The organism is Dyella sp. 01N36 (assembly GCF_056399745.1).
The window spans coordinates 1-24,964 of record NZ_JBFTRY010000035.1 but is presented as its reverse complement, the minus strand read 5'-3'; the positions used below and the strand labels follow the sequence as shown (position 1 = coordinate 24,964).

The 24,964-nt window shown below is 61.7% G+C and carries 18 protein-coding genes; all 18 read left to right on the top strand.

Annotated elements, in window-relative coordinates; all coding sequences use genetic code 11:
• Positions 1 to 238: IS30 family transposase (locus tag AC1DMG_RS09295; protein WP_477180440.1), on the top strand; the 238-nt coding region annotated here is incomplete at its 5' end.
• Between the two features lie 62 nt (positions 239 to 300).
• The gene (locus AC1DMG_RS09290) at positions 301 to 768 is read left to right on the top strand and encodes a hypothetical protein (RefSeq protein ID WP_441605673.1); all 468 of its coding nucleotides are present in this window, start codon (positions 301 to 303) and stop codon (positions 766 to 768) included.
• 609 nt (positions 769 to 1,377) lie between these two features.
• Positions 1,378 to 2,208, top strand: coding sequence for an aspartyl protease family protein (locus AC1DMG_RS09285; protein WP_477179836.1), 831 nt, complete (start codon positions 1,378 to 1,380; stop codon positions 2,206 to 2,208).
• Between the two features lie 74 nt (positions 2,209 to 2,282).
• Entirely contained in the window at positions 2,283 to 2,594 is a 312-nt protein-coding gene (locus AC1DMG_RS09280; RefSeq protein ID WP_477179837.1) for a DUF4288 domain-containing protein, read from the top strand.
• Between the two features lie 581 nt (positions 2,595 to 3,175).
• A complete protein-coding gene (locus AC1DMG_RS09275; protein ID WP_477178779.1) occupies positions 3,176 to 3,586 on the top strand; it encodes a hypothetical protein in 411 nt (136 codons plus the stop codon).
• A gap of 99 nt (positions 3,587 to 3,685) precedes the next feature.
• Positions 3,686 to 4,057: a hypothetical protein gene (locus tag AC1DMG_RS09270; protein WP_441605604.1), complete on the top strand. Its 372-nt coding sequence runs from the start codon at positions 3,686 to 3,688 to the stop codon at positions 4,055 to 4,057.
• Between the two features lie 292 nt (positions 4,058 to 4,349).
• Positions 4,350 to 4,691, top strand: coding sequence for a hypothetical protein (locus AC1DMG_RS09265; protein ID WP_441605605.1), 342 nt, complete (start codon positions 4,350 to 4,352; stop codon positions 4,689 to 4,691).
• A 46-nt stretch (positions 4,692 to 4,737) separates the two neighbouring features.
• The gene (locus AC1DMG_RS09260; RefSeq protein ID WP_441605606.1) at positions 4,738 to 5,004 is read left to right on the top strand and encodes a CPCC family cysteine-rich protein; all 267 of its coding nucleotides are present in this window, start codon (positions 4,738 to 4,740) and stop codon (positions 5,002 to 5,004) included.
• 1,023 nt (positions 5,005 to 6,027) lie between these two features.
• A complete protein-coding gene (locus tag AC1DMG_RS09255) occupies positions 6,028 to 10,191 on the top strand; it encodes an ESPR-type extended signal peptide-containing protein (RefSeq protein WP_477180439.1) in 4,164 nt (1,387 codons plus the stop codon).
• Between the two features lie 60 nt (positions 10,192 to 10,251).
• Positions 10,252 to 11,067: an OmpA family protein gene (locus AC1DMG_RS09250; protein ID WP_441605607.1), complete on the top strand. Its 816-nt coding sequence runs from the start codon at positions 10,252 to 10,254 to the stop codon at positions 11,065 to 11,067.
• A 296-nt stretch (positions 11,068 to 11,363) separates the two neighbouring features.
• The gene (locus AC1DMG_RS09245) at positions 11,364 to 11,624 is read left to right on the top strand and encodes a hypothetical protein (protein ID WP_441605608.1); all 261 of its coding nucleotides are present in this window, start codon (positions 11,364 to 11,366) and stop codon (positions 11,622 to 11,624) included.
• 100 nt (positions 11,625 to 11,724) lie between these two features.
• The gene (locus tag AC1DMG_RS09240) at positions 11,725 to 12,153 is read left to right on the top strand and encodes an HD domain-containing protein (RefSeq protein WP_441605609.1); all 429 of its coding nucleotides are present in this window, start codon (positions 11,725 to 11,727) and stop codon (positions 12,151 to 12,153) included.
• 363 nt (positions 12,154 to 12,516) lie between these two features.
• Entirely contained in the window at positions 12,517 to 12,933 is a 417-nt protein-coding gene (locus tag AC1DMG_RS09235; RefSeq protein WP_441611306.1) for a hypothetical protein, read from the top strand.
• A gap of 593 nt (positions 12,934 to 13,526) precedes the next feature.
• Positions 13,527 to 13,859, top strand: coding sequence for a hypothetical protein (locus AC1DMG_RS09230; protein WP_441611305.1), 333 nt, complete (start codon positions 13,527 to 13,529; stop codon positions 13,857 to 13,859).
• Positions 13,860 to 14,137: 278 nt separating this feature from the next.
• Positions 14,138 to 19,126, top strand: a complete 4,989-nt coding sequence (locus AC1DMG_RS09225; protein ID WP_441605610.1) for an alpha-2-macroglobulin family protein — start codon at positions 14,138 to 14,140, stop codon at positions 19,124 to 19,126.
• A gap of 48 nt (positions 19,127 to 19,174) precedes the next feature.
• Complete coding sequence (gene pbpC / locus AC1DMG_RS09220; protein ID WP_441605611.1) at positions 19,175 to 21,601, top strand: penicillin-binding protein 1C; 2,427 nt, start codon at positions 19,175 to 19,177, stop codon at positions 21,599 to 21,601.
• Between the two features lie 199 nt (positions 21,602 to 21,800).
• On the top strand, positions 21,801 to 23,138 hold the full coding sequence (locus AC1DMG_RS09215; protein WP_441605612.1) for a DUF6438 domain-containing protein: 1,338 nt from the start codon (positions 21,801 to 21,803) through the stop codon (positions 23,136 to 23,138).
• Between the two features lie 531 nt (positions 23,139 to 23,669).
• Positions 23,670 to 24,701, top strand: a complete 1,032-nt coding sequence (locus AC1DMG_RS09210) for an IS110 family RNA-guided transposase (RefSeq protein ID WP_477179825.1) — start codon at positions 23,670 to 23,672, stop codon at positions 24,699 to 24,701.
• The last annotated feature ends 263 nt before the right edge of the window (positions 24,702 to 24,964 follow it).

The window sequence follows — 24,964 nt, the reverse complement described above, 5'->3', positions numbered from 1 at the left end:
GCTGGCCACCGACATCAAGGTTTATTTCTGTGATCCGTACAACCCATGGCAGCGTGGTTCGAACGAGAACACCAACGGTCTTCTGCGGCAATATTTTCCCAAAGGCATGGATCTGTCTGGCCTCACCCAAGCGCAACTCAACGCCGTGGCAAGGCGCTTGAACGGAAGGCCGAGAAAGACTCTAAACTTCGAAACACCGGCCGAACGATTTCATCAATTCGTTGCAACGACCGGCTGAAACCGCAACCCACAGCGGACAGTTTCCTCCATGAGCCAAGGTAACCCTCAGCCGGAGAGACGATGAAGATCACGTACCTCGATTTGCTCAATGCGGCTATCTTCGTTGTCGTGATGATCGGGATTTGCGCTGCCGGTTACGGTCTTTACGGTAAGCCGTTCGCACCCGTAACTGTCGGGCTGTCGGTGTTCGTGCTGGCAGTGTGGGGTTTCGTTGGGGCGCGTCTTAAGAAGCCGGCTGCCGATGCCAGAACCATCTGGGTGCAACCGGTTTCCGACGCGGTTGGTCGCGCGATCATAAACGTCGTCATGGCGGTCTGGCTGACGTTTGTTCTTGCCGTCTTTGTCGTGTTCGTAGTTGTTTCCAAATCCGTCAAAGTCGCGTGCATTGCGATCGTGCTGACCTTTGTTGTCGCCTACCTCGGTGGAAAGCATGGAAGGGCACTTCCGCATAAGTCGCTACTTCCCTACGGCGTCGCTGCGCTGGGTGCCTTACTTGTCTTCTTGATGGCCATCGTTGTGACACACTGAGCGACGTCTGCTTTCGACCCAGAGCAGACAGATTTCAGGGGGTAACCGTGTCTTTCGAGTTCCAGGTTGATTGCATACTTCAGGATGGTGTGGTCGTTGGCCGGAACGGCCGAGGCGATGTTCCGCTTGGAACTGTGTTCACCACCTTGGCCAAAAGCCGGTTTGAAGTGGACCGAATGAAGTCTGTCGATCTTGGACTGCTGTGCAGCGTCGAACTGCGATTAGAGGAAGTGCAGTGGTATCGACGCTCGATTGACCATATTCCGGGTGGCCATACGGCCGGCCTTAGACTGGGAGGAACTGGCATGGAGGCGTTGGCGGAAGCTCTCGCTTCGAAACAGGATAGGGAGTCGATTCTCCTTCGGGCATAAGGTCTGCTCTCGACCCACAGCGGACAGTTCTGATCGTTCGTGAGCGCCGCACAGCAGGCTGACCGGTCTGCAAAATGCGTTGGACAGTCGCATTCCATCGATCTTGCTAGCCCCCCCCTTAATCCAAGAAGATGGCGGGTGCATAGGGAGGCGCTTACGTCGAGGAGGAGCCACGCCGTGGCTTCACGCGATGTGGGGGCCTGCGGCGCTCCGTACGTGTTCCTTCTGGGGGAGAAACTTGAAAAGATTCATGATGTGTCTGGCGCTTCTCGCCGCCAGTACAGCGACATGTGCGTCCGGCGATATCGGTACGACACCGCTGCGAATTCCATTTCACCTAGATTCTCGATCCAATCTACCTACGGTAACGGCCAGCATCTCTGGCAAACCGGTGTCGCTACTGCTTGATCTTGGCGGCTATCACGCCATCGCGCTCAAGCCGGCTGTTGCGCAAGCGCTGTCGGTAGATTTCGGAGGTGGCAATAAGACACTGGGTGACTCTTCGGGCGCCGAGCGTACCTCGCGCGATTTCACTGCCTCAAAGCTGGTTGTGGGTGATCTCGCACTGGGGCACATGGAAGGCGGAGAACTGCGAGGTCACGACAATCTGCCCCAGGACGGTTACCTGGGTCTCGGTCTGCTTCAGGGCTACCTTGCCGTATTCGATTACCCCAAGGAGGAACTTCGTCTGTATCCGACGGGTTCGTCCGCAGCCATGCAGGCCGAATGCGGCCAATCGATCATTCCCGTCACGCTCGAAGGAGGCGTCGTGCTTTCATCGGTCGACACCGACAGAGGCACGTTCAAATTCGTGTGGGACACGGGATCAAGCTGGAACATGCTGCGCCCAACGGCATTGGGTGAGAAACCCGCCGACATGGTGCCCGGGCAGCGACCGCCATCCTTCTCCACATCGAAGCTCGTACTCGGTGGCAGGGATTTTGGCGCTGCCAGTTTTCCGTTGATCCAGTTCTCGGCCCCCGACGCTGACGGCTTTCTCGGCACGCCATTCTTCAAGTCGAAGGTGACCTGTCTTGACGTGACGCGTGGTGTGGCCGGGATCAGATAAGGAATCGGAGCGGATGTCTGCTTCCGACCCGAAGCGGACAGTTTTAGGGTGCTTGGAAACTGAGGGATCAGCTTATGTCCTGGTATGCCATCCGCACTGTCTACGACTGGGGCACTAAGACCGACGGTACGGCGGTCTTCGAAGAGAGGATCGTTGTCTTCGAGGCAGCATCTTGGGATGAGGCGCACGCGAAAGCGCGCACCGAAGCCGATGCCTATGCAAAAGCCTTGGGCTTTACAGCTCATCCTGACCAGGTGGGTTACGAGCAGGACGGGGATCGGCTGATCGATGGCTATGAAGTTTGGTCTGAGCTCTTTGAGGCGAAGACTTCGTTGGAAGACTTCTACGACAGTCGGTATTCACGATTTGACTACCATCCCGAGTGACGTCCGCTTCCGACCCAAAGCGGACCCTTTTGAAGGGAGGGGGAATGTACAGACGGTCGCTGTGCGCAGCACTTGGTATCGCTTTGTTAGCGGTGGCGCCGGCCTCGATGGCCCAAAGCCCATCTCTAATGCAGAAGTACGTCGGGGAAGATGCACTATCTGCCTCCCAAGCAGATCCTTGCTACAAGGAGAACATGGGAGCGATAGCTGTGACCCGGTCGCGGGATGCTGGCAACTCCAAGGAAGATCTGGTCAATGGACTTCGCGCTCACGGTGACACGGAAGCCAATCGGCCTGTGGAGTACTCCATAGTCAATGATGCCTATGGATTCCCTTCCGTGAAGCCTGAGACCTATTGGATATACAGGACGCTTATCTGCCACGCGAAGCTTCACGGAAAGCCAGTTCCGAAGAGCTTTTCGGATGTGGTCCAGGGGGCTCTCGCGTGCCAGGAGAAATATGGCGAGTCGGACCCGTTGTTTGACTGCGTCATTCTGGCGGTCTTCCAGGCAGGCAAGTAAGCGCGTCCGCTACCGACCCGTAGCGGACCTTCTGGTCGAAGGGGTAAATGGGGAGTCCCTATGGTTTCGCTCAACAACGGAGTCGGCATGAAGGCCGCACGGATACTGCTCTTTGGTGCTCTATTCGGCGTTATGGGGTCGGCAAATGCCGCTAGCCCGACGAGCGTCAATGATCAGGCGGTAGTGGTGCACTTCCGATATGGATCGACCGATCTCAAGCCGCTTTTTGCCTTGGAAGACAGACTTGAATCCGCCATCAAAAGTGCCGCCGTTGGAATTCTTGACGGCGACGAAGTGGCTGCCGATGGCCACGACGGCTACATCTACATGTACGGCCCGGATGCGGACAGGCTGTTTAAAGCAATCAAGCCAGTTCTCGCGTCTTCGCCCTTTATGAAGGGCGCTAGGATTGCCAAGCGCTATGGGCCTCCCGGAGAAGGGACGCGGCAGGTCGTGATTGATTTCGAGTGAACGGATGGCAATGTCCGCTAACGACCCGTAGCGGACGCTTTGAAGAATCAACGGGTGGCCAGGTATCTTGGCCAAGCTGGGATAGCCTGAGGGGGCTCAATGAATCGATGGAAGCGGCTGCTACTGTTGATGCTGGTAGGCACGGTCTTCTTCGCAAGGGGCGCTCATTCCGTTGACGCTCCCACACTCAAATGCGATGTGGGTCCGGTGACTAAGCAGTACGGGGGCACCGATTGGCTGGTCTATAGCTGCGAGGACAAAGGATCCTTGGTCATTGTTACGGCTCCAAGTAACCCTGCCATGCCCTTCTACTTCTTCTATCTGCACTCAGATAAGGGTTATGAGCTGCATGGCGAAGGAACTGGAGACAAGCGCTTGACCGATGCGGCGTTCAATGACCTGAAAAACCTGTCTGAAGACCAGATAGCCTCACTCGTGGTCGAGACCCAGAAGGCCTCGATCCACAATTAGTGGATCGACTTACAAAAGGTCCGCTTCCGACCCACAGCGGACCACAGTAGCTCGAGCATATGTATAGAACGCTGGGCCGCCCGAATTGTCTCGGCACCTACCGCTTCACTTTTGGAAGTTTGTTACTGTTGGAGGTGTCCCAATGAGGTACGCAAGCATCCTGTTGCTATCCGCGCTCCTTCTGGCCCAGAACCTATCGGCGCAAACGGCTTTGCCGGAAAGGACGCATGACGGACGCTTCGGAACGCAGTGTTACGCGTGGGGGCGCGATGCCAGTCGTGAATTGTGCAATGTGTCCTTCTATAAGCTGATCGCCACTCCTGAAAAATACGATGGCAGATTAGTCTCGGTGGTGGGCTTTATCGTCAAGACATTTGATCAGGTAGTGCTCTACCCTTCGAAAGAAAGATATGAGGCTGACGTCCCGGTCGAAGGAATCGAGCTCATTGGAACGAGCATGGATCCGGAGGACCAAAAGGTCATGGCCCATCTGAGCCAAGGGCTGGCGCCGGTGATGGTGCTCGCTGTTTTTGATGGCAAGTACGCAGGATCGGGAATTCCGAGGCTTGGCGCATTCAGAAACATCGTCGGTATTCGCTACGTCCCGAGAATTCCTGAGGGCCCCGCACAGTGACGCTTAGGGCTCGAAACAGCCCCTTAACTGATGACGATGGGGAAGTATGAATTCTGCCTGCCCGTGCTGCGGCCACTTCACAATGCCAGAAGACGGTTCGTTCCCCGGCTCGTTCGTGATCTGTCCTGTTTGCTTCTGGGAAGATGACGACGTACAGCTTGGGAACCCCGACTTCGCTGGCGGCGCGAATCGCCCGAGTTTGCATCAGGCCCGGTCTAACTACCGCGCGTTTGGGGCCAAGGACGAGCAGGCGCGGCTCCACGTTCGCTTGCCGAGAGGGGACGAATTGCCGCCTGGTGAGACCCCTGCTTAGAATGCATTAGGTCTGCTTCCGACCCAAAGCAGACGCGTGTTGGCACGAACAAGTTCTCGCGGCGAACTGTTGTGGATCTGCATCTGCCGCCATACCGAGTTCCCGGAGTTTAGGGGTGGTGCGAGGCGAACATCGACAGCTTCGGCATGCACTTCATGCGCCCCCTCTGCGGCTGCAGAAACCGCCTGCGCAGCGCCGGAGAGGATGACGAACGGATTCCTTCACCCTGAGCATTAACGTGCCGGACCGAGGGCACGCAGCCTCCATCGTTTTCGAGACCCCGGCAGGGTTCTCTGTGCGCCACGGCACCCGGCTCGTGTGCATGAACTTACGGCAGATGCAGTGCAGCAGGTTCGAACGGCTGAAGCTGCTCTCCCCGATGGCGGAGGTGTTTCGAGCGGAAGAAAGGCCCGCCGCGATGCTCGCCGTCATAGGGCTCACCGCCGCAGACATGCAACAGGCCGCAAGAATTTTCTGTCGTCCAAAAAGCCTGGAAGTAGATCTCTCCGTTGCACGGAACGTGTCATGCCGTTGCCGCTTGCGGAAAGTCTTCATGCACTTTTCACGAGGCGCGCAATCGTAAGATAGATCGATACAAATTGTGACGAGGTTCGTGTTTTTTTTGTCGATCGCCACTCACAAGTTTGCTCCTGTGGTGCCATTCTTCGGATGCGGCAGCCGCGAATCAGTTTGAAACAGTCCGGTTATTTTCAGGGGGGCTGCGCGTGAAGTGCTGCGCGAGTACACGGGTGTCGCATCAACGGAACGAAGCGAATCAGGCCGATTCCCCAGTCATGCCGTTTCGTTTGAGTCTTCGTCATCAAACAGGGGCTGTGCAGGGTTCTTAGTAGCCGAGCGCATCGACTCGATTCCTGACGTTTCAAGAAAACGTTCATGCCATGGCGTGAGCGAAGGAGGGTTTGTTTCCTTCGCACAGGCTTGATGCATGCGCGATAGGTTTCTGCGCCCAGCACTTTGTCCTGACCGCGTCCCTGATGCCAATGAGCCACAAGGGAGCCAGGCATGAACAAGATCTATCGCAAGGTGTGGAGCCGCGCGCTGAACCAGCTCGTGGTGGTTTCGGAGTTGGCCTCGTGCCAGCGCGGTGGCGGGCAAGGCAAGATGCCCCGGCGTTCGGGCGTGCTGGTCTTGCTGGCGGCAGCAGGCGCCATGGGCTGGGTCTTGCCGGCCCATGCGCAGTCGGTGGACTGCAACCCTTCGCCCTTCAACGCCTATAACGGCACCGCCTCCTGCATGGGCTTGGGCGCCACGGCCAGTGGGCTCGGCGCGACTGCGCTCGGTTCAATCTCCAATGCTTCGGTACTGGGTGCGGTCGCGGTCGGATACGCCGCGCAAAGCACGGGGCAGAATGGCGTGGCTCTCGGTTTTCAGGCCAATGCTGCCTTCATCAATTCCATTTATATCGGAGCGCGTACCGCGGCCGGGACAGGGGCGCTGGCCAATAGCGCCATCGCCGTTGGCACCGACGTCACGGCTTCCGGCAACTCTTCCATTGCCTTTGGAACCCAGGCGGTATCCACGGCCAGCAACGCGATGGCCATCGGTATCATCGCCAACGCCACGGGTGCCTCGGCGATTGCCCAAGGCGATGGCGCATCGTCTGCCTCGACCAGTAGCGTGGCCATCGGCACGCATGCCTCGGCCGATGTGAACTCCGCCAATAGCGTCGTCATCGGTAGCGTGTCCAAAGCGGTCGGTGCGTTGAACGCCGTTGCGCTAGGCACGTCTGCTCAAGTGAACAACGGGCAAGCCACCGCCCTGGGCGGCTTTACCAATGCCACCGGCGAGGGAGCGACGGCGGTGGGTCTGTCGACGCAAAGCCTTTTTGCCCATGCGACGGCAGTGGGCTGGCAAGCCTACGCAACAGCCCTTAACGCGATCTATCTAGGTGCCCGCACCACCGGGACCGGTGCATCGGCAGAGTCGGCCATCGCCATCGGCACGGACGTGAACTCCTCGGGCACCTATTCCATCGGCATGGGCCTGCAGGCCAATGCGAGCCAGACCGGTGCAATCGCCCTCGGCATGACGACTAAATCCTCCGGCGTCGCTTCCATCGCAATCGGAGGCGACACCACCGCAGGCGCCACGGCGTCTGGCACCAATGCGATTTCGATCGGCGCAGAGTCGAGCGCCATCAACAGCAATGCTGCCGCCGTGGGCTTCGACACGCATGCCACGATGGGCAACTCGTCTGCGTTCGGTGTGAATACGAGTGCCGCGGGCACCGGTGCGATCGCTTTGGGCAGTAACTCCACGGCGTCAGGCGTCAACTCGGTCGTGCTGGGTAGCAGCGTCACAGCCAATGCCCTCAATGCCGTGGCGGTCGGCACGCAGGCCAATGCAGGCGCGAGCGGCGCCACCGCCGTCGGTGCGCTGTCGCAGGCGCTGGCCAGTTCCACCGTTGCCGTGGGTAACAGCAACACCGTGGCCGCGGGCGCAGGCACCGGCTCGGTGGCGATGGGCCACAGCTCGCAGGTCAATGGCGGCACGGGCGCCGTGGCGATCGGCGAGGGGCAGGTCGTCAACGGCAATGGCGCGGTCGCCATCGGCGATCCGAACTCCGCCAACGGCAACGGCGCGGTCGCAACCGGTGCCAATGACATTGCCAACGGCGACGGCGCGGTGGCGATCGGCAACACCAATAATGCGCAGGGCGTGGGCTCGGTGGCGGTGGGCAACGGCAGTAGCGCCCTGGCCGCCGGCGCGGTGGCCTTCGGCAATGCAGCTACCGCCAACAACGCCAATGATGTTGCGCTGGGCTCGGGCTCCGTCACGGCTGCTGCCGTGCAAACCGCGAACACCACCATCAACGGCACCACGTACAACTTTGCCGGCACCACGCCGACCAGCACGGTGAGCGTGGGTGCCTTGAACACCGAGCGCACCATCACCAACGTCGCCGCGGGCCGCATCAGCGGTTCCAGCACGGACGCCATCAATGGCTCGCAGTTGTTCGCCACCAACCAGGCCGTAACGGCAGTGGGCAGCACGGTGACGAATCTGGGCAACACCATTGCCAYGAGCATCGGTGGGGGCACGACCTACAATCCCACTACCGGCGCCGTGACGACCAACGTCAGCTACGGCGGCACAACGTACACCTCGCTGCAGCAGGTATTCGACCAGATCGGTGGCGCGGTGGATGGTGGTGGCGGTATCAAGTATTTCCACGCCAACTCCATCCTGGTCGATTCGCAAGCCATTGGCGCGAACAGCGTCGCGATCGGGCCGGTGTCTACCGCCAGTACCGCCAACGCGGTGTCGATCGGCAATGGCGCCACGGCCGGGACCAACCCGGGTGACGTGGCGCTGGGTTCCGGCGCAGCCACGGGCGCGGTGGTGCAGACGGGCAGCGGCACAATCGCCGGCACCACCTACACCTATGCCGGCGCGACGCCGCTGAGCACGATCAGCGTGGGCACGGTGGGCAATGAGCGCACGATCACCAACGTGGCGGCGGGACAGGTGAATGGGTCGAGCACGGATGCGATCAACGGTTCGCAGTTGTTCGCCACCAACCAGGCCGTGGACAACCTGAGCAATGTGGTCGCTGCCAGCAGCACGCACTACTACAGCGTCAACGACAACGGCGTGCAGGGCGGCAACTTCGCCAACAACGGCGCCACCGGTATCAACGCACTGGCTGCGGGTGTGGGCGCTACGGCGGCGGCGGACAACAGCACGTCGCTGGGTCAGAACACGGCTGTTTCGGTGCTCGGTGGCGTGGCGCTGGGCTCCGGCGCAGTGTCTGATCGCCCGATCGCACCGACCTCCGGCTCCATCACTGTGGGCACCAACACCATTCCCTACAACACAACCGACCGCAACTTGCTCGGCGCGGTCTCGGTTGGCAACGCCACCGATTTCCGTCAGATCACCAATGTAGCGGATGGCACGCTCGATCAGGATGCGGTGACCTTGCGCCAGCTCAAGGGCGCGATGAGTTCGTTCTCGGTCACGCCGATCAAGTACTTCCACGCCAACTCCAGCGCGTCCGATTCATTGGCCGTAGGTGCGGAGTCGGTCGCCATCGGTCCGCAGACGACGGTGAACGGTGACAACGGCATCGGCATGGGCAATGGCGCGATCGTGCAGCAGACTGCGCCGGGTGGCACGGCCATCGGCCAGAACGCCACCGTGAATCTTGCTGATGGCGTCGCGCTTGGAACCAACGCCACATCCAGTGGCATCCAGGCGCTGGCCTTGGGCGCGGGCTCGCAGGCGGCCTTTGCCGGCAGCGTGGCTTTGGGTTCTGGATCGCAGACCGATGCGGCCGTGGGCACCGCCAGCAGCACCCTCGGCGGTGTCACCTACAACTTCGCCGGAACCACGCCGGGGTCGACTGTGAGCGTAGGCAGCGCGGGTGCGGAGCGCACGCTCACCAACGTGGCTGCAGGTCGTATCAGTGGTGCCAGCACGGATGCGATCAACGGCTCGCAGCTATATGCCACCAACCAGTCGTTGAACTCGCTGTACACGCAGTTCAACAACCTCGCCAACGTCGTCAACAATCTGCCGCCGGCGGGTGGTGGCGGTAACGGCGGCGGTACCAACACGGTGAACAACACCTACCAGACGAGCACTAACAACACGACGGTGGCGTCGGCGACGGGCAACAACTCAACTGCGGCCGGTGCCGGCGCCACTGCGTCGGGCAACAACAGCACGGCCGTCGGCAGCGGTTCCAGTGCCGCGGGTGACAATAGCGTCGCCATCGGTGCGGGTTCGGTGGCGTCCACCAGCAACTCCGTGTCCGTGGGTTCGGCGGGCAATGAACGCACCGTCACCAATGTCGCCAACGGCGTGAACGCCACCGATGCGGTGAACGTGGGCCAGCTCGGCGAGGCCATCAACCAGGCCGAGAACTGGTCGAAAGACTACGTGGATCAGCGCTTCCAAACCGTCGACCGCCAGCTCAATCAAATCGGTAACCGCGCCAACGCGGGCATCGCCTCGGCGATGGCACTGGCGAGCCTGCCACAGGCCTATCAGCCGAATCAGAACTCGGCGGCTGTCTCGCTAGGCGCGTTCCATGGTGAAACCGGTATTGCGGTTGGCATGTCCACCATCACCGAGAGTGGCCGCTACGTCTTCAAGCTCAACGCCACCACCAACTCGCGCGGCGACGCCGGCGCGGGCGTGGGCGCGGGCGTGGTCTGGTAACAGGTGCCGCCCGGTGCCATGCGCCGGGGCGCCTCCCGAAAGCATCGAGGAGTCATCGATATGCGTAAATCATGGAAACAGATCAGCCTGGCGATCACCGCCGCACTTGCACTGGCCGCCTGCGGCAACGTCAGCCACGACGTAGCCAAGGACGGTCATTCGGCCGGCGAACTGGTGTGGCCGACACCCGACAAGGTCACACCCATGCACAAGGGCGGTACCTTCCCGAATCTCGCCAATCTGCGGCAGATGCGCGCCGGTCTCAACAAACAACAGGTCTCCGACCTGATCGGCTATCCGCACTTCAGCGAAGGTGTGTGGGGCGTACGCGAGTGGAACTACGTGTTCAACTTCCGCAAGACCGATAGCGACGAAGTGACGGTATGCCAGTACAAGGTGCTCTTCGATGATGACCACATGGCGCAAAGCTTCTACTGGAAACCCGAATCGTGCGAGGCCTTGCTTGAGCAGCCATCCCCAGCTATCACCACATCTCCTGCGCCGTCGGTGGAGAAGCGTGTGCTGTCGGCGGACGCCATGTTCGCCTTCGATAAGGGGAGTGTCGCCGATATTCTTTCTTCGGGCCGCAGCGAGCTGGACTATCTAGCCGACCGTCTGCGTGGCAGCGACGCGAGAATACATATAGCCGGCTATACCGACAGGCTGGGCACTGCCACCCATAACCGATCCCTGTCGCAGCATCGCGCAGATGCCGTCCGAGACTACCTGGCAGCCAGGGGTATCCCCGCCAACCGCATGACCTCGGAGGGACTAGGTGAAGCGGACCCTGTGAAGGAATGCCCCAATGGCCCGCAGACCCAACTGATCGCTTGCTTGGCGCCGAACCGGCGTGTGGAGGTCACGGTCAGGGAGTGAGTGACTCACTCGATCGTCCCGTTTGCTCCCCAGTCCCGGCAGACTCCTCCCTGAAGTCTGCCGGGACGCCGTTCTTCGGGATGACCATCGGCTCGGGGGAGCAGGGATCGCTATGGCAAAAGAAGACGAGTTGGGCACGGGCTATATACAACTGGCCCGTGACCTTTCACCCATCGAGGCGCAAGTCTTGCTGGGACGTCTGCATGCCGATGGCTTTGAGGCGCATTTCTGACTTCGAGTCCCCCTGACTCTATCGTCGAAGCGGGTGGCTTTGCCCACCCGGTGCACTCGGCGTCGTGGAAGAGGCCTTCCTGTTTCCCATGGCCGCCGCCAAGTCCGATGAGTTGGCACTGCTGACCGTCTACGGACAGGAGGAGCAACAGGGGCGGGCAACAGGGGTCTATGCGCCGCTCCGCCGCACCTACAAGACGATCTCGCAGTTCAACCAATTCACGAAGACGCTGAGCATCAACGGACCGGCTCCGTTCAATGCCAAGGCGGTGATGGGCAGACTGCCCGAAGGTACGCACCCGACCGACTATCGGTGGACGGGCTAAGACGTCCTGATGTGATAGGTTTATTTGCGACCCGAAACGGACGTTCCTCTTAAGGGAAACAGGAGTTCTGGCCAATGCTTGAATTAAAGGGGAAGGCGACATGGCGACTCTCGAACGCGCCATAGCAATAGCGGCTGCGGCACACGCAGGCCAGGTCGATAAAGGCGGAGAGCCTTACATTCTCCACCCGATTCGCGTGATGCTTCGAATGCAGTCGGCGCCTGAAAGGATCGTCGCAGTGCTTCACGATGTTGTCGAGGACTCCGACGTGACACTGGAGCTTCTCGGGGCCGAGGGGTTTTCACAAGAAGTCCTCTCCGCTGTCGATGCGCTGACGAAGCGTAAAGGCGAATCCCGGTCGGATGCAGCGCGCAGAGCAAAGAAAGATCGTATTGCGCTCGCCGTCAAGCTGGCCGATAACGCCGAGAACATGGATCTTTCGCGGATAGCGGCGCCGACAGAGCGGGATTATGTGAGGCTGGAGGAATACAAAGTCGTCCGGGCAATTTTGCTTGGAGCAGCGGAGTAGGCCAGCGCTGGGAGCGCCCCATCTCGATCCACCTGGGCTGGACACCTCATCAATCACGGTGCCGTAAAGCGGGCATGAGTGAGTACAGGCATTGCGCGGTCAGCAACCCCATTAGGATTGGGAAAAGCAGAACGGCTCCTGGTCAGGTGGCGACGCTAATGTCGAGTCACCCTTGGATGCCTGGATGAGAGGCGACTTTGATCCAGTGAATGACGAGATCACCGAGCAACGGGCGAACGCATATTCGAATCAGTGGCGCGCAAGTGGCTCCTGGCCGGGTCGCGAGTAGAGAGTTGGCAATCTATCGGGTGCAGCTTCGATCTGATTAAACTGGAAGTGTCGTCCAGAACAAGGACTGAGCCCATGAATACTGTCAAGAGAAGTCTGCTGTGCGCGGCTCTTATCACGATGGCATGCGTCCGATGGATTCCGGCACATGCGTTTGAAGCAACAAAGATTCCCATACCTCAGATTTTTCGCGATGCAAAACCCATGCTTGGTCAGGAACTCAAGGTAACAGGGCTGCTACGCTGGGCAGGCGAGAACAGAAATCTGTTTCCAGCGGGCACCGATCCCAACAATCCGCCCGAACCGCTTTGCCTTCCGATTCTTATCAAGCGCTCAGATACGGCCCTGATTCGTCGGGCACAGGAGCTCGACGCAGCTACGGTCGTCATTGAAGGCCGAATCGTGGATCCAGCTCCACCGGGCGAAGTTACCTTGGGGTCTTGCAAGCCAATCGGCATCGAAGTTCGGACGATCGATCCGGTTGGCCGTTGAGGTTTGATGCAGATTGGCTAATGTCCGCTTCCGACCCACAGGGACATCGGCTCATAGGGGCTTTCGATGCTGAGACTTGGATCTGACTGGCTGGCTTTCGTCGCAACGGCGTTGCTCTCCATCGCGCCCGTCGGCGTCGCGTGGAGCAATCAGGTTACGGAGAAGAGCCTGGAAAGAGCGGGTGGGGACGTCCGATCTGGTGGCCATTGCCACGGTCCTCAGGGTCGATAAGAACGGCTGCAGGAAGGACTTCTCGTGCGCCCATCTAAGAGTGACAAAGTCTCTGAAAGGTCCGAAGGTCGATCAGATCGTGCTCCTCGTTGATGGCCCAGTTGCCGAATTTGACCCGGCTTGTGGCGTCACCGGATCGACCTACCTGTTGTTTCTGCAGTCCGTTGGTACTGGCACCTATAGCTCGACAAACGGCCCATTCGGCGCCGTCCTTGTGCAATGAAGGCGTACGGAGACGAGCGGAGGCTCGGACGGCCAAAAGGAATGCAAGCCAAAGAGTCCGCTTGCGACTCGATGCGGACCTGATTGTTTAGACGGGGCTGTCGCCACGCAAGCCCTCCCAACGGGAATGTGAGGTGCGAATGAGCTTGCTATTGGTGGCTCTGGGCTGGACTTATGTTCTCGTTGTGCCTGTCTACTTGTACGCGTTCTCGAGGTTCTACCGAATCGTCAAGGCGGAGAAGCCTGAATGGGTGCGGCGCCGAGGGTCGCTCTCCTTCTTGTATGAAGGGCTGCCGCGCCAAGGCGATCCAAACGTGGCCGTGGCGGTGATCAGAACGGCCTTTAGCTCGCGCGTAAGTCAATTGCAGGCACCAGAAGCAGCTTTCTACGCGCGGTTGGTGCGCACCTTGTTACTCGTCGGCCTGGTGCTGTTCGTGTTCACCCTGTATCTGGTTTTGCGGTTTAAGCCTTGACCGCTCGCCTGGGCCCGTATCGAGATTACGTCCGCTTCCGATCCTGAGCGGACAGCAGGACTCTGTGACTGAAAGAGGCCTGCCGGAAGTGTCGAGGTCGGCTTCGCACATACTCCGCCGCCAGCGTCCCGGGCCACATGCCCGACCTGAGAACCCATGTGGCCGGCGGTCGACGCACTGGCGCAAAGGTCCGCTTGGATTCAAGCAAGCCGCCAGCGCTTGGCCTCGATTCGGCCATAAATGCATGCGAGACTGCCGCCGTATCTAGGGGGAAATCTATGGATCGGATATCAAACTCTGGCCGTGCCTTGGGCGTGGCCAGATGGATGTTGTGCCTGGCACTAACCTCACTGGCCGGCTGTGGCCGCCACGAAGGCGACAAGCCTGCGTTGCAGGGCCATCCAGTCCCGGCCGCTTCGGTCGCACAGACGGCCAAAGGCAGTGTCTTTACCCTGCTCAGCGAAGGCTCGCGCGCGCAGGACTCGCGCACCGAACTCGTACTGACGTTCAGCACGCCGCTGGCATCCGCTCAGTCGTTCGATAGCCTGCTTTCCCTCAGCGGACCCAACGGCGAAACGATCAGTGGCAGCTGGAGCCTGGGGAGCGATGGCAAAACCCTGGTCTTTCCGTTTGTCCAGGCCAACCAGCACTATGCCGTGCAGGTGCGAGCGGGCCTGATGGCGGCAGATGGCCGGTCACTGGGCGCCGACCTGAAGCGCGACGTGTATTCCGGCAGCGTACCGGCCGCGGTGGGCTTCGCCTCAGTGGGCAGCGTGTTGCCGGCGCGAGGCTCGCGCGGACTGCCGCTGGTGTCGGTGAATGTGCACGATGCGGATATCGAGTTCTTCCGTGTTCACGACGATGCCATCTCCGATGTGTTCTGTGCCTTCCCCGCCAACAAGCATCGTGGCGAGTACGAACTGCAGCATCAGATCAGTCCCTGGGACAGCTGCAATAACGGCAAGCGCAAGCGTCGCCCCATCACGGACATGGGTGATTCGGTTTACGCCAACCACTACACCTTGGGTGGCGACCCCAATGCCCGTACGATCACCTATATCCCCGTGCAAAAGGTCGCTGAGCTGTCGCAGCCGGGCGTCTATATGGCGATGCTCAAGCAGGGCGGTACCTACACGGGCACCTACGACACGGCCGTGTTCTTCGTCAGCGATCTGGGCCTGCACCTTCGCGTTTACCGCGACAACGTGTTGCTGCACGTGGCGTCGTTGCACGACGGTTCGCCGGTGAGTGGCGTCGCGGTGGAAGTGGATGACGCCGATGGCAACGCCAGGCTCAAGGCCACGACGGACGACGATGGCAACGCCCTGATCGCCTACAAGGTCCAATCCACCGACGTGCTGATCGCCCGCAAGGGCAAAGACGTCTCGGTGCTGCCGTTCAACCGCCCCGCGCTGGACATTTCCAATTTCGATGTCACCGGCAGGAAGCAGGCGCCGTTCGAAGTCTTCGCATGGTCCGGGCGCGACCTGTACCGACCCGGCGAGACCTTGCGCGCTTCCGCGTTGTTGCGCGACTACGACGGCCGGCCCATGAAGCCGCAGACGCTATTCGTCCGCCTCAAGCAGCCCGATGGACGCAGCCTGGTCGACACCCGGCTGGAGCCCAAAGACCTCAACTACTTTGAGCTGAGCCAGGCCATTCCCGCGGATGCGCCTACCGGCTTGTGGCAGCTCGAGTTCCGTCTGGATCCGGCCAGCAAGGAGGCCGTGCAGGCCTTTCCTTTCCACGTCGAGGAGTTCCTTCCCGAGCGGCTGAAAGTGGATCTTTCCAGCCCGCAGGCACGGCTGGCGCCGTCGGAGCCGCTGAAGCTGGTGGTGTCCTCCAGCTACCTCTATGGCGCACCGGCCGACGGCAATCGCGTCACGGCCAAGCTCCTGATGAAACCCGAAGTGCATCCGCTGCCGTCCCTGCCGGACGTCTTCTTCGGCAATCCTCTGGTGGATCTGCCTGCCGCTGCCGCGGACGTGCTGGACGCCAAGCTCGACGCGCAAGGCCATCTGGAGCAGGACATCGCTCTGCCCGGCGAGGTGAAACCGGTGGCGCCACTGACCGCGACGCTTTCGGGCAGCGTGTACGAAAGCGGCGGCCGTGCGGTCACGCGCCTGCTCGATCGCGTGTATTGGCCGGCGCCCGCGCTGACGGGCGTGCGACCGCTGTTCGATCCCAAGCAGGGTGCGCCCAGCGAAGGGCAAGCCTCGTTCGAAGTGATGCGTGCCGACATGGACGGAAAGCTGGTGGCGGGCAAGCATCTGAAAGTGCGCCTGCAGCAGGAGATTCGGGACTTCTACTGGTTGTACGAACACGGCGACGAATGGAAGTCCAACGCCAACGTGCAGCTATCGCTGGTCGAAGAGAAGGATGTCGACGTCGCGCCCGGCCAGCGGGTGAAGGTGAATTTCCCCGTGCTCTGGGGCGGCTACCGCCTGGAAGTGTACGACCCCGAAACGCAGCTCACGTCCGTGTTCCCGTTCTTCGCCGGCTACAGTTGGGACGACCAGAACACCGGCAAGGAAGCGCGCCCGGACAAGGTAAAGGTGGCGCTGGACAAGGCGCGATACCGCGCCGGCGACACCATGAAAGTCACCGTGACGCCGCCGCATGATGGACAAGGCGTGCTGCTGGTGGAGTCGGATCACTTGCTCTACATCCGCAACATCAAGGCCACCGCCGGTGCGACGTTCGACATTCCCGTGACCAAGGAGTGGGAACGCCACGATGTCTATGTGGTCGCGCTGGTGTTTCGTGGTGGCGACGCGTCGGAAAAGACCACGCCCGCCCGCGCCATGGGTGTGGAGCACGTGGCCATGGAGCGCAATGACCGGCGCATTCCCCTGAAGCTCAGCGCGCCAGCGCTGATGCGCCCCGGGCACCCGCTCGATGTGACCGTGCGGGCTGAGGGGCTGTCCGGCAAGAAGGCCTATGTCACTGTGTCGGCCGTCGACCAGGGTGTGCTCAACATCACCAGCTACCCGGTGCCTGACGCGTGGGCCTGGATGTTCGCGAAACGCGCGCTGAGCGTGGATGCGTATGACCTCTACAGTCGCGTCATCGAGGCGATGGAAGGTGCGGAGGCACGCTTGCGCTACGGCGGCGACATGAGCGGCAAGGGTCTGCCGCACGGTGCGCGCCTCAATCCAAAGGTGCAGATCGTTGACCTGTTCGCGGCGCCGGTGCAGTTCGATGCGCAGGGCAAGGCGACCGTGCAGTTGCTGGTGCCGGACTTCAACGGCAGCCTGCGGCTTTCCGCGCTGGCCTATGCCGACGATGGTTTTGGCAATGCCGATGGCGCCGTCACCGTGCGGGCCCCGTTGGTGGTCGAGCCGAGCACGCCGCGCGTGATGGCGGGTGGCGACAAGGCGCAGATCAGCATCGACCTGAAGAACCTTTCGGGCAAGGACGGCGTCGCCAAGGTGAGCGTGAAGGGGGATGGCCTTATCAAGGTGGCCGACGCCGCGCGCAGCGTGCCACTGAAGGACGGCGCCGGTACCACGCTGGTCATGCCTGTCACCGCGGACCAGGGTGTGGCCGTGGCGAAGATCGATATTCACGCGGAACTCAACGACTACCAGGTGGATCGCCACTTCGAGTTCGCCGTACGCAACGCGTGGCCTGACGTGGTGAGCACGGTGCCGATGGCCATCGAAGAGGGCAAGCCGGTGCGCCTGGATGGCAGCGCCATAAACGGGCTCGTGTCGTCCACCGTGCGCAACCGCCTCACCCTGAGCCTGTTGCCGCCCTTGCCCTATAGCGCCGCGTTGTCCGAGCTGTTGCGTTACCCCTATGGTTGCATCGAGCAGACCACCAGCAAAGGCTACGCGGCGCTTTATCTGGACGAAAAGACGGCGCGCACGCTGGGCACATCGGGGCTTGGCGAGGCAGGGCGCAAGGCGGCCGTGGAGAGCGCATTGGCGCGCATCGCCTCGTTCCAGGCCAGCAACGGGCATTTCAGTTTCTGGGGTGGCACCAGTCCCATCGAAACATTCATGACACCCTACGTGGTCGACTTCATGCTCGATTCGCGCGAGGCGGGTTTCGCCGTGCCGCAGGAGGTATTGCAGAAATCGCTGCAGCGATTGAACGACGATCTGCTTGCCGGCGGTCATCCCTATTACTCCTACGAGCATCACGATCACCTGCGCATCGCCGACGAGGCGTACTCCGGCTACGTGCTCGCCCGCGTCAACCGGGCGCCGCTGGGAACGCTGCGCGCCATCTTCGACAACGAGCGGCAGAAACTCGTCGGTCCGCTGCCGCTCGTCCACTTTGGTGTGGCCTTCAAGCTCATGGGCGACAACGAGCGTGCGCAGAAAGCCATCCAGGAGGCATTTGCGTGGAACAAGGAGCGCCCGTGGTATGTCGGTGACTACGGTTCGGACCTGCGCGACCTGGGCGTGATGGTGGCCTTGACCCATGCCTATGGCCTGAACAAGCCCGAGTACGACGCCGCCTTGATCGATTGGGCGCGCAACGCGACCACCAAGGTAAAGGCCGGCAACGAGAAAGTGCCGTACTACCACTGGTCGTGGTCCTACCTCAGCACGCAGGAACAGGTAGCGATTGCGCGCGTGGCACACGCATTCGATGCGGGTGGCAGGGGAGCGCTCGCCGCCTCGGTGCGCATAGGCGCCAAGACGGAAACCGTTCCTGATGGACAGACGATCTGGGTGCGCGATCTGACCCCCGCTGACATGGAAAGCGGTGTCACCGTGCAACCAGCCGACAAGGGCACCGTGTTCGCGACGCTCGACGTGGCCGGCATTCCGCTGAAGGCGCCCGCCGCCGATGACAGCCAGGTCGACGTGCGTCGACGTTACTTCACCACCGACGGCAAACCCTGGGCAGGCGGCAAGCTGCGCGAGGGCGACACGCTCATCGCCGAAGTCAGCATGGAAGCGCGCGTCGACATGCCTGACGCACTGCTCACCGATCTGCAGCCCGGCGGCCTGGAAGTGGAAAACCTCAACCTTGGCGGCGCGAAACAGTGGGAGGACATCGTGGTCGACGGCATCCGCCTGACCGAACACGAAGGCGCAGCCAATGTGGTGCACGAGGAATACCGCGACGACCGCTATGCCGCGGCGCTGTCGCTGCGGCGCGGCGCCACGGCACGCGTGTTCTATGTGGTGCGCGCCGTGACTCCGGGCACGTACACCGTGCCGCCTCCGCTGGTGGAAGACATGTATCGCCCTGCGATTCGCGGCTACGGCGTATCTGCCGTCGGGCAACTCACCGTCGAAGAACCCTGAGCGCATCCGGGCCGCGCGCATCGCGCGGCCCGGCCAGCGGACTGACCGATGCACGCTCCCGTTCCCACCCGTCACCACCCGGTACGCGGACCATGGCGTCGCCTGCTGCGGGCGTTGGTGGTGGCATGTGTCGGCATCCTGCTGGCGGCCTTGCTGCTGGATCGCCTGTTTCCGCTGCGATTACCGGGACCCGATACGGGCAGCACCGTTGTGCTGGCGAAAGACGGCACGCCCCTGCGTGCCTTCGCCGATGGCGATGGCGTATGGCGCTATCCCACCACCGCCGCGCAGGTGTCGCCGCTGTATCTCAAGGCGCTGCTCACTTACGAAGACCAGGCCTTCTATCGTCACCCCGGCGTGAATCCACTCGCGCTGGCGCGTGCCGCCTGGGGCGTGCTGCGCCATGGACATGCCGTGTCCGGCGGCTCCACGCTCACCATGCAGGTGGCGCGCATCGTCATGCCGATGCCGCACACGGTCAGCGGCAAGCTGGTGCAGATCGTGCGCGCGTTTCAGCTGGAGGCTCACCTGAGCAAAGCGCAGATTCTGGACGTCTATCTCAATCACGCCCCCTTCGGTGGACCGATCGAAGGCGTCGAGGCGGCCTCCTGGGCCTACCTGGGCAAGCCGGCACGACAGATGTCGCACGCCGAAGCCGCGTTGCTCGCCGTATTGCCGCAATCGCCCAGCAGCTATCGCCCCGACCGTCATCCGGACGTAGCGCGACGCGCGCGGGACAAGGTGCTCAAGCGCATGCAGGAGCAGGGCCTGTGGCATGCCGCCGAGGTTGCCGATGCCAGGCTCGAACCCGTCACTGCGCGCTCCCTGCGCTCGCCTCTGGATGCGGCGTTGTTGGCCGAACGGCTTCATCGCCAGCAGCCGGCCGAGCGCCGTATCGTCACCACCATCGATGCGAACCTGCAGCGGGCCGTCGAAGATCGCGTCAGCGAATATCTGTCGCGCCTGCCGTCGCGCACATCGGCCGCCGTGCTGGTGGTGGACAACGCCACGCTGGAAACGCGGGTCTATGTGGGCACAGCCGAATTTGGCGATCCGCGTCGGCTTGGCCACGTAGACATGGTGCATGCATCACGTTCGCCGGGTTCCACGCTCAAGCCATTCCTCTACGGGCTGGCGCTGGATGACGGACTGATCACCTCACAGAGTCTGCTGGTCGATGCGCCTCAGGATTTTGGCGGCTATCGACCGGCCAACTTCGACGAGGCGTTCCGTGGACCGGTCAGCGTGGCACAGGCGCTGCAGCTGTCGCTCAACGTGCCGGCTGTCGATGTACTCGACCGCGTCGGCGCCAATCGTTTCGTGGCACGGCTGGCCAACGGCGGCATCGACCTGCGCTTTCCTGCAGGCGGTTCGCCCAATCTTGCCGTCATCCTGGGTGGTGCTTCCACCCGACTGGAGGATCTTGTAGGTGCCTATACCGCCTTTGCGAACGGTGGCGTGGCGGGAACACCGCGTTACACGACGTCGCAATCCGCGCAGCCGCGACGGCTGCTCAGTCCGGGAGCCGCATGGATCATCCGCGATATTCTCTCGACCAATGCTGCCGATGTCGCTGGCGCACCGCTCGACGGCACGTTGCGCTCGCAGGACGCCATCGCCTGGAAAACCGGCACCAGTTATGGCTACCGCGATGCGTGGGCAATCGGCGTCACGGATGACTGGACCTTCGGCGTGTGGATCGGCCGTCCCGATGGCACGCCATCGCCCGGCCAATACGGTGCCGTGACCGCGTTGCCGCTGATGTTCAGCGTGGCGACCATGCTTGCGCCCAGTCACGCCAACCCACGCACGGCGCGTCCAGCATCCGTGGGTGCCGTAGACATCTGCTGGCCGCTGGGTGGCTCCGCGAACAACACGCCCGCGGCGCTGTGCCGCGATCGTCGCACGGGGTGGACGATCGACGGCGCACTACCGCCCACCTTTCCCGAGCGCGACGTTTCCGCCTGGATGGGCGGCTTGCTGGCCGTGCGCGTGGACGCGCATCAACGCCGTCTCAGCGCCACCTGCCATGGCGCCGGCGAACACACCGTGACACTGGCGCGTTGGCCAGCGCTCGCCACGCCCTGGCTGGCGCCGGCGGATGCTGCCGCGTCGGCGCTGCCACCGCTCGCGCCAGGCTGCGATCCGGATTCGCTGGAGGTGGCCAACCCCATCCGCATCGCCGGCATCAGCGACGGCGCCATCCTTCGCGCGGCGCCCAACAGCGATGCACCACTTTCGGTGACGTTGCGGGCGTTGGGTACGTTGGAGCGCGTGCAATGGCTGCTCGACGGCCGCCTGCAAGGCGACAGTTCGGGCCCGGCGCCCATGCGGCTGGCGCTCGCCCAACCGGGCACGCACCAGATCACCGCCCTCTCGGCCCACGGCGCTTTCGCACGCCTCACGCTCTCTGTGTTGCCGCCCGCGTCCCCGGCCGGCGCATCCCTGAGGCACAGCAGCCTGACGGCGCAGTAGGCTCCGCACAAGCCGACCTGACAGTGTCTGTATTCGAATCGAGGCGAACATGGCCGGCGCCGCAAGATCGGCAAGATTCAGAGGGCAGCGCGCATGCCAGGATGCGCCGCCAACTCGGTGACGACTTGCCGTATAGACTGCTGAAGCACCAGAAAACGATGAACGCGTGACTTGTTCAAAGAAGGGTTCGGGGGAATCCATGACTGCAGGTAGATACAGCGTCGCCGGCATGATGAAAGCCGCTTGCTTCGTCGCGATGGCCATTGCCATCCCGTCGGTGGCTGCTGCGAATGGCGCGGACGGGGTCGCAATCACTTTGGCGCGATCGGCCTGTTACGGCTCGTGCCCGGCGTACAACGTGACGATCCATGGTGATGGACTCGTGCAGTTCACCACCGGCGCGTCCCCTATCGACGGGGTGGATGCACTGCATCGGCAGTTCGCCCGTTCCAGCAGCGTATTGCTTCCGGGAACGCATGAAGACAAGGTCCGCCCCGAAGTGGTGGAGGCGTTGTTAAAGCAATTTGAAGCGGCCAATTTCTGGCACCTCAAGAACGCCTATCGATACCCCGTGACGGACGGGCCGACTCACATCGTGACCTTGGTAGTGGGCGATCGGAAAAAGACCGTCGTCGACTATATGGGCACGAAAGCCGGGATGCCTCAGGCGGTGGAAGACCTGGAAGCTTCGATCGATCGCATCGCTGGCACGGACCGCTGGGTCACGGGCAGTCCCGGCCTTATCCCCTGGCTCGAGCAGGCCGGGTTCGATTTTCACTCCAACTATGCCGCGGCGCTGGCTGTGGAAGGTGAGATGGATGACGCGGATGAGGCCACGGTCGTCGCGTTCATCGATCGCGGCGCCCCCTTGCAGCAGTCGGTACTACCGCAGGGAAATATGCCAGGCGAACCCGAGGTCGCGGGCATCACGTTGATGGAAAGCTCGATCAGACGGGGGCATGCGAACCTGTTCAAGCGCCTGGCAAATGAGGGTTGGCTTGACAGGCTTGGCAAGGACAAGGCCGCTGTGGTCTTTGCAAGCACTGCGGCGGGATGCTCTCCGGCCATGGTTGATGCGGCAGCGGATGCTGGCGTCGATATCGATTTCTCCCTGCCAGACGAGAGCCTCGACGGTTCCAGGGAGAAGACGGCGCTAGCAGCGCTAGGGAATGCCTACACCTGCCGCCAGATCGAAAATGCGCGCTCCCTGACCGCCGCGCGCCTCCTTGCGCGAGGGGCGAATCCCAACCACCGGGACAGCCTGGGAAGAACGCCTATTTATGGCGTGGAGGACCTCGAGCTCCTGAACGTTTTGCTGCTCCACGGTGCCGATGCCTCCGCTAAATCGAACAATGGGAAAAGCATGGTGTTCGGAAGCTGGAGCGACGCCATCGTATTGCGACTGCTGGAAGCCGGCGCGAGCCCCGTCGGGCGATATGACTATGACGGGAAGACGCTTGCCCAGGAGGCAAAAGCCCAGAACATGCGGCAGGTGACGAAATGGCTGCTCGGACACCCCGAGGCATTTCAACGCTGATCGGGTGAGGCAGGCAGGGTGAAAACGTTGAGACGAATCGGGCATGTCCGCTTTCGACCCTGAGCGAACATTCTTGTATTGGCGTATTGAAAGCTACTAAGGAAGACTGATGCCTGACAGGAATTTTCCCATCGGAAGGTGCATCCGATTTGCCATTCTAGCTGGCATGCACGCGCTCTTGCTTGGTGTAGCCACTTCTCTTCCTGGCTGGCTAGCGGGCTGCGTCGTGTTCGTTAGCTGGCTGCCCTGGCTGCCACTCGCCTGGCTGGGTCTGCCCGTTATGGTGGCGCCCGCGATACCTATACCCAACCTGGCCGGAAACCTTTGGAGCATCGTTGTATGGGCGGCTTTTTATTGGTGGCTAGCGGGTCTTATTGGCCGACGGGCAGGGCACACCAAATCAGGTCCTGTCATCGCCGAGTAATGTGCGCTTTCGACTCGAAGCAATGAGATGGACTCCTCCCCGTCTTCGGCATCGAGTGCCAGACTGGAAGCGATTAGAACCAGTCGCTGGCGAAGAGGAGTCCACCCATGAAGCTTACGCGCATCGGAGTAGACGTGGCCAAGCAGGTCTTCCAGGTCCAMGGGGTTGATCGACACGAGCAACCGATATGGCGTCGCCGCCTGTCACGAGATCGTTGGCTGAAGGCCGTGCAGGAGGTGGCCGAGCCGGGTTGCGAGATCGGCATGGAGGCGTGCGGCGGTGCGCATCATTGGGCACGCCAGTTGCTAGCCATGGGATACCGCGTGATGCTGATCGCGCCGCAATTTGTGAAGCCTTATGTAAAGAGCAACAAAAATGACGCCAAGGATGCGGAGGCAATCTGCGAGGCGATGAGTCGCCCGAGCATGCGCTTTGTGAGCGTCAAGAGTGTCGCTCAGCAAGATCTGCAAGCCATGCACCGCGTGCGCGCGAGTCTGGTGGAGCAGCGCACGGCCAAAGGCAACCAGATCCGCGGCCTAGTTGCCGAGTATGGCCTGGTCGCGGCGAAGGAGATGTCCTCGTTGCGTCGCGCGATCCCGAGCTGGCTGGAAGATGCCGACAACGGTCTGAGTGCGAGCTTCCGATACTTGCTCGAAGGTCTGTGGCGAGATTTACGCACAGCAGAGGAGCGCATCGTGGAATTGGATGGCCAAATCGACGAGGCAGCCAAAGCTGATCCTGATGCGCGCCGGTTGCAGCAGTTGCGCGGTGTCGGCCCCGTGGTCGCCACGGCCTTGGTGGCCTGTGTTGGCGATGCAAGACAGTTTGCCAACGGTCGACAGATGGCCGCATCGCTTGGCCTTACACCACGGCAGTGCAGCTCAGGCGGCAAGGACCGCTTGCTCGGCATTAGCAAGCGCGGCGACGCCTACGTTCGGTCACTGCTGGTCCATGGCGCCCGCGCCATGTTGCGAACTGCACCGCGACACGACGATCCGCTGAGTCGATGGGTGACCCGACTGGCGTCGCGATCTCATCCCAACGTGGCCTGTGTGGCGATGGCCAACAAGACGGCGCGCATGGCCTGGGCCATGCTCCGCCATGGTACGAACTACCAACCGGCGCTGGCGGCCGCCTAACCCATACATCCGAGGAAATCCCTTCACGATTGCGAAGCCCCCGAAGTGATGACGAACCGGTCGAACCGGCGTTGGCAAACCCCTGAAAGGTCCGTGTGCTGACAAGCACGCCAAAGCGATTGGGAGCCGACGCGCGACTAGCTCATCGTGGCCCGGCACCGCCTGACGGTGCAGCAACTAGAGGCCGGATATACGTGTGCAGTCGACACGGACGCCAGAGCTAAGAGATGCTTGGCAAAGGGGAGGAGTCCATATACGGACCT